This is a genomic window from Aurantimonas sp. C2-5-R2 (genome assembly GCF_036549495.1).
GTDB classification, from domain to species: Bacteria; Pseudomonadota; Alphaproteobacteria; order Rhizobiales; family Rhizobiaceae; genus Aurantimonas; species Aurantimonas coralicida_A.
Map to the genome: position 1 here is coordinate 60,325 of NZ_JAZHLJ010000015.1, position 11,085 is coordinate 71,409.

Consider the following 11,085-nt stretch of genomic DNA (forward strand, 5'->3'; position numbering starts at 1 on the left):
TACCTTACGTCATAGAGAAAGATCCCGCCAGTCGGCAGCATAGCCAACTGGCCGCGACGATGCGCCTTCTGTCGTCTCCCCGCCGCTTCCGCACGGCCGGCCTGTACCGACGCCGCGCCGCGGTTTAGAGCCACGGGGACCGCCGCGGCGAGGAAAGCGGTCGCGGAACGGAGCCCATGGGATGGACGAAAACCAACGCGCCAATGATGACGACCTGCGCTTGCGCTCGTCCGAGCCGCGCATCCACCCATCCGCCGAACTGAAAGAGTGCCGCCTTGGCCGCTTCGTCGAAATCGGCCCGCGGGTGCTCCTGCGCGACGTCTCGGTCGGCGATTTTTCCTATTTCGAGCGCGGCGGCGAGGCCATTTACACCGACATCGGCAAATTCAGCTCGATCGCGGCGAATGTCAGGATCAACGCGCTGGACCACCCGATGGAGCGACCGACGACCCACAAGCTCAGCTACCGGCCGAACGAGTATTTCCGCTATCTGCCGATCGACGCCGACTGGCGCGAACACCGCAGCGCGAAGCGCGTCGCGATCGGCCATGACGTGTGGGTCGGTCATGGCGCGGTGGTGATGCCGGGGGTCCAGATCGGCGTCGGCGCGGTGATCGGTGCGAATGCGGTGGTGACCAAGGACGTCGCATCCTACGCCATCGTCGCCGGCGTGCCGGCAAGGCCGTTGCGCGCGCGGTTTTCCGCCGACATCGCCGAGCGGCTCCAGCGCCTCACCTGGTGGGACTGGCCGCCGGAGGTTTTATTTGACGCGATCCCCGACATGCAGGCGCTGTCGATCGAAGCTTTCCTCGACAAGTGGGAAACGGCCGACATCGCCGCTCAGTCCGCCTCGTCGGCCACGAGGAAATAGGCCAGCGCCGCCGCCGGCATGGCGATGCCGATGATGCAGACGCCGACCCAGCCGAAAGCTTCGAGAACCGGGCTGGATAATGCCGATCCGATCGCCCCGCCGAGAAAGAAGGTGGTCATGTAGACGGCGTTGAGCCGGTTCCGGATGGTCGCGTCGAGCTGGTAGATTTCGCGCTGACCGAAAACCAGATTGGCCTGCACGCCGAGGTCGATGAGGATGCCTGCGGCAACCAGGGCAGCCAGCGATACGCCGCCGAACAGCGCCGCGACGAAGGCGGCGATCACCGTCGCAATCGCCGCGATAGTGCCGATGCGGGTGTAGCCGCGATCGGCGAGCCGTCCGGCGACGGGTGCGGCGAAGACGCCGAGGACGCCGGCCAGCGTGAACAGCGCCACGCCACTCGGAGTGAAATTGTAGGGTGCGCGCAGAAGGATCACCGGCGCGGCGGTCCAGAACAGCGAAAACGCCCCGAACATCGCGGCATGGTAGATCCCGCGCCGGCGCAGCACCGGCTGGCGCATGAACAGCTTGCCGAGCGAGCCGATCAGCACGGCATAGCTCCGTTCGCCGTGGGGCTCGCGGCGCGGCAACAGGATCAGGCCAGCCAGGCCAAGCGCCGCGATCAGCCCCGCGGACAGGCCGAAGACGTCGCGCCAGCCGACATAGTCGGCGAGGAAGCTGGAGACCGGCCGGGCCAGCAATATGCCGCCGAGAAGCCCGCTCATGACATTGCCGACGACTTTGCCGCGCTCGGCGGCGGGCGCGAGATTGGCGGCGAGCGGCACCAGCATCTGCGCCGCCGTCGAGGTGACGCCGACGACCAGCATCATGGCGAACAAGGTCGTCAGGCCCGGCGCCAGGGCCAGGCCGGCGAGGCTGACGACGTTCGCCGCCATCGTGACGAGGATCAGCTTGCGGTTCTCGATCAGGTCGCCGAGCGGCACCAAGAGGACGAGGCCGATCGCGTAGCCGATCTGCGCGACGGTGACGATCATGCTCTCGGTGGAGGGTGACAGGCCGGTGTCGTCGCCGATCAGCGCGACCAGCGGCTGGGCGTAATAGAGGTTGGCCGCGAGCGCGCCGCAGGCAAGCGCGAACAACACCGTCAACACGGTGCCGAGAGCGCCCTGGCCGGTGGCACCCGATTGCGCGGCATAGCTCGGTTGGGTCATGGACGATGAATTCTCCTGGAGCATCACGCGGGCCGGCGCTTCGCAGCGGCAACATAGGGCGGCATGGTCATACGATAAGCCCGACTGACGGATGGGATCGCCAATGCCCCCCGCTTGCCACCGCCTCGCCGGACCTTATGGTTGCCGGCAACAGTAAAACAGGATGACACGCATGCGCTTTACCGGAACCGACGCCTATGTGGCCGGCAAGGATCTGATGGTCGCGGTCAACGCCGCGATCACCCTCGAACGTCCATTGCTGGTCAAGGGCGAGCCGGGCACCGGCAAGACGGAACTGGCCTTCCAGATCGCCGAGGCGCTGGGGCTCAGGCTGATCCAGTGGACGGTGAAGTCCACGACGCGGGCGGCGCAGGGCCTCTACGAATACGACGCCGTCTCGCGGCTGCGCGACAGCCAGCTCGGCGACGAGAAGGTCAACGACATCCGCAACTATATCCGCCGCGGCAAGCTGTGGGAGGCCTTCGCCTCCGACGAGCGCGTCGTCCTGTTGATCGACGAGATCGACAAGGCCGACATCGAGTTTCCCAACGATCTCCTGCAGGAGCTCGATAAGATGGAATTCGACGTCTACGAGACCGACGAGACGGTCAGGGCCAGGCATCGGCCGATCGTCGTCGTCACCTCGAACAACGAAAAGGAGCTGCCGGACGCGTTCCTGCGCCGCTGCTTCTTCCACTACATCCAGTTTCCCGATCCCGAGACGCTGGCGAAGATCGTCGAGGTGCATCATCCCGGCATCAAGAAGGAGCTGGTGCGCGCCGCGCTGACCCAGTTCTACGAGCTGCGCGAGCAGCCAGGCGTCAAGAAACGGCCGTCGACCTCGGAGGCGCTGGACTGGATTCGCCTGCTCGTCGCCGAGGACATCGAGCCCAAGGATTTGCGCGAGAGCCCGACCAGCGCCCTGCCGAAGCTCGCCGGCGCGCTGTTGAAGAACGAGCAGGACGTGCACCTGTTCGAGCGCCTGGCGTTCCTGGCAAGGCGGAAGGGTTAAGCATGACCATTACGATCCGCCCGTTGGAAGCCACGGACGAAGCCGATTGGCGACGGCTCTGGACCGCCTATCTCGAATTCTACGGGACCACGACGACCGAGGAGGTCTACGCAACGACCTTCGCGCGATTGCTCGGCGACGCGCTCTACGACCCATGCGGCCTGCTGGCGGTCCGTGACGGCCAGATTGTCGGTCTCGTACACTACTTGCAGCATCGCCATTGTTGGCGCAGCGAGAACGTCGTCTATCTGCAGGATCTCTTCGCCGACCCGGCCGCACGAGGCCTGGGCGTCGGCCGAAAACTGATCGAAGCCGTCTATGCGGCGGCGGACGACGCCGGTTGTCCCGCCGTCTACTGGATGACGCAGGAGTTCAACTACACGGGCCGCCAGCTCTATGATCGAGTCGGGAGCAAAACGCCGTTCATCAAATATCAGCGCTGAGACCGACATGACAGCAACCCGCCTCCCCCTCTATCAGGTTGACGCCTTCACCGACCGGCTGTTTTCCGGCAATCCGGCGGCCGTGGTGCCGCTCGAATCCTGGCTGCCGGACGCAACGATGCAGGCGATTGCGGCCGAGAACAACCTCGCCGAAACCGCCTTCTTCGTGCCGGCCGGCGAGGCGCGCTGGGAGCTGCGCTGGTTCACCCCGACGATCGAGGTGCCGCTCTGCGGCCACGCCACGCTGGCTACCGCATTCGTCCTCGCCGAATGTCTCGGCGAGACCGCCGCGACGCTGACCTTCGTCACACGGGAATCGGGCGAGCTCACGGTGACGCGGGGCGCTGACGGCTGGTATGTGATGCGCTTCCCGCGTCGTCACGAGGCCGGAACCGTCGACGCGATCGATATCGACAGGCTGGCCGACGCCCTCGGCGCCCGGCCGCAGGCGGTGGTCTCCTTCGCCGTCCCCGGCGACACCTCCTACCTCGCCGTCTTCGAGACCGAGGCCGAGATCGTCGGTCTGGCGCCGGACATAAGAGCGATCGCGGCTTTGCCACCGCGCAACGTCATCGCGACGGCGCCCGGCGACGCCGTCGACTTCGTCTCGCGCATGTTCGCGCCGAAGGCCGGCATCGACGAGGATCCGGTCACCGGCTCGGCCCATTGCTCGCTGGTGCCCTATTGGGCCGGGCGGCTGGGAAAAACCCAGTTCACGGTCCGGCAGGTGTCGAAGCGCGGCGGCGATCTGCGCTGCCGGCTGGACGGCGACACGGTCGTCGTGGCCGGCCAGGGCGTGCTCTATCTCAAGGGTGAGATCTCTCTGCCAAGCTGAACCGCGCCGGTCCGCCTGACCGATCCGGACGGCGCCGTTCTCCAGAACTTCGTAAGGCGGCACATCAGGGTTGCGCAGCCCGGAATTGATGTGGATCAACGCCCTACCATTTGTTCGACGCTACATCATCGTTGCGGCCACGGTCTCGGCTTTCGGATGAGATTATGGTGTGTTTCCTGAACCGACGGCGTCCTTTGCAGATCCTGAAGGCGCGAGACGGTGCTTTTGCGATAATCTGAAAGGACTATGACGATGTCCCATGTCACCCTTGCCATGGCGGCCGTGGCCGTATCCATGGCACTCGCGCCCGCCGGCGCCATGGCCGCTGCCGGTCATTCCTCGGAGACGAAAGACGACGATCACGGCGCGTCCGCTCCGCTCGAACAGATGCGCGAAATGCATCAGGGCCATGAGCACGGTCACGATTTCGAGGCGATCGAGGAGATGCCGCCCGAACAGGTCAACCGCATGATGGGCTTGATGCGCGACATCGGCATCGCTCTTCCCCCGCTCGACGCCGAACGCGGACGCAAGTTGTTTGTCGACAAGGGCTGCGTCGTCTGCCATTCGGTCAACGGTGTCGGGGTCGAAGTCGGCCCTTCGCTCGACGCCGCCGAGATGCCGTCGCCGATGAACGCGTTCGAATTCGCCGCCCGCATGTGGCGCGGCGCGGCGGCCATGACGGCGATGCAGGAGGCGGAATTTGGCGCGGTCATCGATCTGAGCGGTCAGGAACTCGCCGATCTGGTCGCCTTCGCGCACGACGCCGAGGAGCAGAAGAAACTGACGCTCGATCAGGTGCCGGAGAAATTCCGCGACAAGCTCGAACAATAGGGCGTTTGCGCGTCTTCGACCCGGCCTCCGCTGGCAAGAAAGACCGAACGGCGCGTGTGGTTACGCGCGCCCGCGCCATTATTCCGCCGCCTCGACCGGCTGGGAGGCTTCGATCGCTTCCATCACCAGATCGGGCCGCCGCGCTAAAACGTTGAGCAACACCCGCGCCGGGCCGGTCGGATAGCGTCGGCCCTGCTCCCAATTGCGCAGCGTGGCCACCGGCACCCCGATCTTCAGGGCGAAATCGGCCTGCGTCAGCTTCAGCTTGCGCCGCAGCTTGGCGACGTCCGGCACCTCGATCGTGAAGGTGTGGACGGTGACATCGGAATCGTCGCCCTGAAACCATTTCAACGCCTGTTCGAGGGACTCGACGAGATGGACGTCGGCCTCTTCCTGCGTTTCGATCCTCATCTTCTTTGACATGGCTCACAATCCGAACAGGCGTTTGATCTCGTTGATAGTTCGTATCAGCTTCATGATCTGTAGCAGGCGGCTGGCCTTCGGCGCCTCTGCGGGAGTTAGTCGCAGCAGCACCAGCCGCGAGCAATCGTCTGACAAAGCATAGGTAATCCGATTGCCGCTGAACTCCCAATCCCACAAGGAAGGTGACCCAGGTCGCTGACGACCGACAACCGGGTCTCCTTTCAGAAGGCGCAGCAGAGCCTCATGCTTTTCCGCATTCACGCCATACATCGCGCAATCAAGGAGAAAGCGTCGGGTTTCACCGACTTCAATATCCAACGCCATCCCCACCCCACATATACGCCACTGATGTATCGCGATCAACCAACCCGATCTTAGAGGCCGTTTCGAAACCCTGCCAAGACCAGCCTCCATGGTTCACCCGGGACGCCCAAACCCGCGGAAATCGGGTATCATGTCATTGCGGAGCGACCATCCGAGGGGCCTTTGAACCCGCCGCAGTGAGTTTCGAAACGGACTCTTAGATTGCCGATTTCGGCGAAACAACGCCGCCGGCTGACAAGCGCCGCTCCCTGCCCTACCCTGACGGCCATGTTCCTGACCTTCTTCCTCAAGCTCAAGGCCGCCGGCGTGCCGGTCACGCTGCGCGAGCATCTCGCCTTTCTCGATGCGGTGACGGCCGATCTCGTCACCTACGACGTGGAGGGCTTTTATTATCTCGCCCGCGCCAGCCTAGTGAAGGACGAGCGTTTCATCGACCGGTTCGACCGTGTGTTCTCCGAAATCTTCAAGGGCATCGAGGCGGTGTCGGGCGAGACCGGCGGCGTCGATATGCGCGAATTGCCCGAGGAATGGCTGCGCCGCCTGGCCGAAAAGCACCTCACCGACGAGGAGAAAAAGCTCGTCGAAAGCCTCGGCGGCTTCGACAAGCTGATGGAGACGCTGAAGCAACGCCTGGAAGAGCAGCAAGGGCGCCATCAGGGCGGCTCGAAATGGATCGGCACCGGCGGCACGTCACCGTTCGGCGCCTATGGATACAACCCGGAAGGTATCCGTATCGGCCAGAAGGAAAGCCGCCACCGCAAGGCGGTGAAGGTCTGGGACCGGCGCGAGTTCCGCAATCTGGACGACAGCGTCGAACTCGGCACGCGCAACATCAAGGTCGCGCTGAAGCGGCTACGCCGCTGGGTTCGCGACGGGGCCGAGGAGGAATTCGACCTTCCCGCCACGATCCGCTCCACCGCCGAGCACGGCTATCTCGACGTAAAGACCCGGCCCGAACGGCGCAACGCGGTCAAGGTGCTACTGTTTCTCGATATCGGCGGGTCGATGGACGACCATGTCCGAGCGGTCGAGGAGCTGTTTTCCGCCGCCCGCTCGGAGCTGAAGCACCTCGAATTCTTCTACTTCCACAATTGCCCGTATGAGCGGCTGTGGAAGGACAATCGCCGCCGCCATGCCGAGACGATTTCCACCATGGACGTGCTCCACACGTTCGGATCGGATTACAAGGCGGTGTTCGTCGGCGACGCCTCGATGAGCCCCTACGAGGTTGCCATGGCGGGCGGTTCGGTCGAGCACTGGAACCCCGAGCCGGGCTTCGTCTGGCTGCAACGCTTTACCGCCAAATGGCCGAAGACCGTCTGGCTGAACCCGGTCAAGCGCGAACACTGGGACTGGACACAGTCGATCCAGATGATCCGCGAGGCGACCGGCGACCGGATGTTCGAGATGACGCTGAAGGGCATCGAGGAGGCAACGCGCGAACTCGCGCGCTAGGCGTAAGATTTCGGCGCGGATCGCTGGCGGCCGGGGCTTCGGCCTCCCATATCTCGCCGGACGCCAATTTGACGGGACATCACATGGTCAACCGCCTTCGCTTCGGTGCAATGCTCGCAATCCTCTTCCTCGCTTTCTCCTTCGTCGCGGTCGACCATGCCGACGCGCGTCGCGGCGGCAGCTTCGGCAGCCGGGGCTTCCGCACATTCCAGTCGGCACCGACCACGACCACGGCGCCGAAATCCTTCGCGCCGGTCCAGCGCTCAATGACGCCGGGCCAGGCTGCCCAGCCGGGCGCAGGAACCGCTCAGAACGGCGCGACGACACGTCGGCCAGGTCTCTTCGGCGGTTTGGGCGGCGGTCTTCTCGGCGGACTGATGCTTGGCGGCCTGTTCGGCATGCTGATGGGGACAGGCTTCGGCGGCATGGGCGGCTTCCTGGCGCTGCTTGTCCAAGTGCTGTTGATCGCTTTCGGCGCGGCACTGCTGATGCGGCTGTTTCGCAACCGCGCCGGCGGCGCCTATGCCGGCAATTCCGGTGCAGCGGAGCGGCGGGCCTACGAGGAGACACCGCGCCCGGCAGGACCGGGAAGCTTCCGCATCCCGTCGATCGGTTCAGGAGCCGGCCTCGGCGCTGGCGCAGCAGGCGTCCCTGGGACCGCAGCAGCATCGTCTGGCCCGGCCGACGAGATCGGCATCACCGACCGGGACCTCGATGCCTTCGAACAGAAACTCCAGAAGGTCCAGGCGGCGTTTTCACGTGAGGACTACGCCGCGCTGCGCCAGATCACCACACCGGAAGTGATGTCCTATCTGGCCGAGGAGCTCTCCGAGAACGCCACGTCTGGGCGCAAGAATGACGTGACGGCGGTCACCTTGCTGCAAGGCGATCTGGCCGAAGCCTGGCGCGAGGAGGCGCGCGACTACGCCTCGGTCGCCATGCGCTTTGAATCGATTGACGTCATGCGTGATCGCCAGAGCGGTGCCGTCGTCGAAGGCGATCCGGAGCATCCGAGCGAAACCACGGAATTGTGGACCTTCGTGCGCGAAAATGGCGGCGCGTGGAAACTGTCGGCGATCCAGGCCGACTGATCGACGCGCGGCCCGCTCAGAAGCCGGCCGCCCGCGCCGCCGCCACCAATCCCGTCCCGATGGCGACCACCGCGATCAGCGGCAGGCGCAACGACAGCACCAGACAGACCAGGATCGCGACGCGCTCCGGCCAACCACCGGTCACCAGGATCGGCGTGACGATCGTCGTCAGCACCGCCGCCGGAACAGCGTTGAGCGCCGCTTCCAGCCGAGGCGGCAACGACCCGAACCGGGCAAGCAGCAGATGCCCGCCGGCGCGCGTGAGGTAGGTAAGCACTCCCGCGAGGACGATGATCAGCCAGATATCAGACATCGACGCCCTCGCGCCTCGGCCGCGCCGCCGGTTTGGCGACGGCGGCGAACAAGACCCCGGCGCCCCCGCCTATGGTGACGTGCCAAGGCGGGCCGACGGTCAGATAGACGAGGATCGAGGCCGCCGCGCTTGCCAGTGCCACCGGATAGAACAGACTGCGGGTGCGAAAGGTCATCAACAACGTCAGGAAATACACCGGCAGGATGAAATCCAAGCCGTATGCGAGCGGATCGTCGATCAGCGCGCCGAACAATGCCCCCACCAGTGTCGCGGCGAGCCAGCCGAAATATAGCACTAGGCCATAGGCGAAATAGAACGTCTTGGTCAGTTTCTGGCCGCTCGCGCGCGCCTCGGCGGCGCCGAACATCGGGTCGACCAGAAGGAAGAATGCCGCCGCCTTCTGGGGCGCCGAAAAACGCGTCAGGTGTCTGCCCACGGATGCCGAATAGAGGACGTGCCGGAAGTTGAGCGCCACCACCGCCAGAAGCACGGACCAAACCGGCGCGCCGATGCCGATCAGTTGCAGAGCGGCGAGTTGCGAGGCGCCGGCATAGACGGTGGCCGAGAAGCCCATCGTCTGCCATAGCGTCAGACCCTCGCCAACGGCGATCGCACCGTAGAGCATGCCGAAGGGCAACGCAGCGAAAAGGATGGGCAGGAGCTGGCGCAGCGCGGCGCGGATCTCCGATCGGGCGGATTCGGTCACGGGGTTGCTCGGATTGATTCGTGGAAACACGGTCGCCGAGCGACCGTCTAATCAGTCTTGCTTATGCTTTGTCACATCGAACCGCGCAAGCGCGGCGGAAATGAACGGCGCGTTCGCTTACCGCGTCTCCCCCAGCACCTCGCGGGGAAACTCCGCCAGGGCGATGGTCCAGCGCTCGAAGGCGTCGTCGAGCTGGCCACGCGTCATGCCGCCGACCGTCGACAGGTTCAGTTCGACCACGGGCAGATTGTCCGGCGTCAGATAGGCCTTGTTGAAGGGCTGGGTGCGGTTGAATCCGTTGATGGCATCAATGGCGACGTCCTGAACATCCCAGATCGCATAGAAGTTCATAATGGTGCAGCCGGTGTGGTCGTCCGCGCAATTCAGAAAGAACAGCTGATAGGCGACGCCATTGATCTCGCCGACGATCACGGGGTCCCCATTCTCGATGGTGGAAAGTTCCGCGTTGCCATAGCCCAGCGCGATCCCGACCATGGCGGACAGGTCGTCGGGCTGAACGATCTCGGAAATATCCGGCTTTGCCGAGCCGGTGCGCGGGTCCGCGGCCACCGGCGCCTTCGTGGCGGGGAGGTCATTGTCGACGGACACAGCGATCGCGACAGGCGCCAAGCCCGCACCGACGAGGAAAATTGCGGCGGCAAGGCCGGTGCGCAGGCAGCGCGGCAGGCGGAATAGCATGAATCATCCTTGTCTGGAGCGCGCCCAATCTCGGCATTCGCCAAGCGCTCCGCAAGGTGGGGCGACGCATTGCCCCAGATTTCTCCGACCGCCCGTGGCAGCGGTGCATGACTGTAACGTCGCGCCGAGGCCCGGTCAGCCGCTCTCGCCGGTCTCCGCCTCACGGCTGCGCCCGATCCGCTCGAACCAGGAATCCTCGTCGATCACCTCGACGCCGAGTTCGGCGGCCTTCTTGAGCTTCGAGCCGGCGCCGGGACCGGCGACGACCAGATCGGTCTTCTTCGATACCGACCCGGCGACCTTGGCGCCCAGCGCCTCGGCCATCGCCTTCGCCTCGTCGCGGGTCATCTGCTCGAGCGAACCGGTGAAGACGATGGTCTGGCCGGAGACCGAAAGATCACGATCAGTCGATGATCTTCCTTTCTCATTGATCTTACGTGCCTGCCGAGAAGGAAGTGCGGACGGCTGCGATCCGAACCACGCAGGAATGCTCTTCGCATCTGCTTCATTGTCGGAAATTAAACTCGAGAAATCCCTGTCAATTAACTGCTTCACATGCCGACAACGATCGGAAAATCGCGCGCCAAGGCAAGAGCAGACGAGCTTTCGTCTACCATTTGCACCGAAATCCGCATGGATATTATATGACGTTCCCGTCGATCCCCTGACAACAAACCGCAGGACTTTCGGCACATCAGATGCGCGAGCAGATCTCAATTTGCCGAGAGCCTTCGCTGCAATGCCGGAGTCGTTTTCTGATATCGCCATGCCGGGGATTGCGGAATGGCTTTCATAAACTCCCATGCGTCGTGCCAAAGGGGATGTCCCGAAGTTTGTTGAACTTCGTTGAGCGGCGATGCCGGGTTGAACGTTAGGCGGCCCTCGATGCAGGGGCAATGAACTTTTC

14 protein-coding genes and 1 pseudogene are annotated in these 11,085 nt (G+C 64.3%); 7 read left to right on the forward strand and 8 right to left on the reverse strand.

Annotation, left to right across the window (positions count from 1 at the left end; all coding sequences use genetic code 11):
* The first annotated feature begins 181 nt into the window (after positions 1–181).
* Positions 182–871 carry a DapH/DapD/GlmU-related protein gene (locus tag VQ044_RS09615; protein WP_327623062.1) on the forward strand — a complete coding sequence of 230 codons (690 nt, stop codon included), beginning with the start codon at positions 182–184 and terminating at the stop codon, positions 869–871.
* Here the strand turns inward: VQ044_RS09615 and VQ044_RS09620 are convergent.
* Positions 841–2,043, reverse strand: a complete 1,203-nt coding sequence (locus VQ044_RS09620; protein ID WP_327647000.1) for an MFS transporter — start codon at positions 2,041–2,043, stop codon at positions 841–843. The two genes, VQ044_RS09615 and VQ044_RS09620, sit on opposite strands and share 31 nt — an antisense overlap.
* Before the next feature lie 172 nt (positions 2,044–2,215).
* Between VQ044_RS09620 and VQ044_RS09625 the strand changes: the two genes are divergently transcribed.
* From VQ044_RS09625 to VQ044_RS09640, 4 genes are all read left to right on the forward strand, one after another.
* Positions 2,216–3,055, forward strand: coding sequence for an AAA family ATPase (locus tag VQ044_RS09625; protein WP_327647002.1), 840 nt, complete (start codon positions 2,216–2,218; stop codon positions 3,053–3,055).
* Between the two features lie 2 nt (positions 3,056–3,057).
* Positions 3,058–3,498: a GNAT family N-acetyltransferase gene (locus VQ044_RS09630; protein ID WP_327647003.1), complete on the forward strand. Its 441-nt coding sequence runs from the start codon at positions 3,058–3,060 to the stop codon at positions 3,496–3,498.
* A gap of 7 nt (positions 3,499–3,505) precedes the next feature.
* Entirely contained in the window at positions 3,506–4,333 is an 828-nt protein-coding gene (locus VQ044_RS09635; RefSeq protein ID WP_327647004.1) for a PhzF family phenazine biosynthesis protein, read from the forward strand.
* 252 nt (positions 4,334–4,585) lie between these two features.
* Positions 4,586–5,167 (forward strand): c-type cytochrome, encoded by a 582-nt coding sequence (locus VQ044_RS09640; RefSeq protein WP_327647005.1) that lies wholly within the window; start codon positions 4,586–4,588, stop codon positions 5,165–5,167.
* A 78-nt stretch (positions 5,168–5,245) separates the two neighbouring features.
* Here VQ044_RS09640 and VQ044_RS09645 read toward each other — a convergent pair whose 3' ends face one another.
* Both VQ044_RS09645 and VQ044_RS09650 read right to left on the reverse strand, forming a co-directional pair.
* Positions 5,246–5,590: a helix-turn-helix domain-containing protein gene (locus tag VQ044_RS09645; RefSeq protein WP_327623056.1), complete on the reverse strand. Its 345-nt coding sequence runs from the start codon at positions 5,588–5,590 to the stop codon at positions 5,246–5,248.
* Positions 5,591–5,593: 3 nt separating this feature from the next.
* Positions 5,594–5,908, reverse strand: coding sequence for a hypothetical protein (locus VQ044_RS09650; protein ID WP_327647007.1), 315 nt, complete (start codon positions 5,906–5,908; stop codon positions 5,594–5,596).
* A gap of 273 nt (positions 5,909–6,181) precedes the next feature.
* Between VQ044_RS09650 and VQ044_RS09655 the strand changes: the two genes are divergently transcribed.
* Both VQ044_RS09655 and VQ044_RS09660 read left to right on the forward strand, forming a co-directional pair.
* Complete coding sequence (locus VQ044_RS09655) at positions 6,182–7,369, forward strand: vWA domain-containing protein (protein WP_327647009.1); 1,188 nt, start codon at positions 6,182–6,184, stop codon at positions 7,367–7,369.
* A gap of 83 nt (positions 7,370–7,452) precedes the next feature.
* On the forward strand, positions 7,453–8,460 hold the full coding sequence (locus tag VQ044_RS09660) for a Tim44 domain-containing protein (RefSeq protein WP_327647010.1): 1,008 nt from the start codon (positions 7,453–7,455) through the stop codon (positions 8,458–8,460).
* 16 nt (positions 8,461–8,476) lie between these two features.
* Here the strand turns inward: VQ044_RS09660 and VQ044_RS09665 are convergent, their stop codons facing one another.
* The 5 genes and pseudogenes from VQ044_RS09665 to VQ044_RS09685 form a co-directional block, all read right to left on the reverse strand.
* A complete protein-coding gene (locus VQ044_RS09665; RefSeq protein WP_327623052.1) occupies positions 8,477–8,773 on the reverse strand; it encodes an AzlD family protein in 297 nt (98 codons plus the stop codon).
* A complete protein-coding gene (locus VQ044_RS09670) occupies positions 8,766–9,479 on the reverse strand; it encodes an AzlC family ABC transporter permease (RefSeq protein ID WP_327623051.1) in 714 nt (237 codons plus the stop codon). Before VQ044_RS09670 ends, VQ044_RS09665 begins: the two co-directional genes overlap by 8 nt.
* A gap of 117 nt (positions 9,480–9,596) precedes the next feature.
* A complete protein-coding gene (locus VQ044_RS09675) occupies positions 9,597–10,178 on the reverse strand; it encodes a YbjN domain-containing protein (RefSeq protein ID WP_327647012.1) in 582 nt (193 codons plus the stop codon).
* Positions 10,179–10,313: 135 nt separating this feature from the next.
* Positions 10,314–10,568, reverse strand: a pseudogene (locus tag VQ044_RS09680) (BRCT domain-containing protein); the annotation flags it as partial.
* A gap of 323 nt (positions 10,569–10,891) precedes the next feature.
* Positions 10,892–11,085, reverse strand: a 194-nt coding sequence (locus tag VQ044_RS09685; protein WP_331827665.1) for a hypothetical protein, incomplete at its 5' end; no start/stop codon positions are given.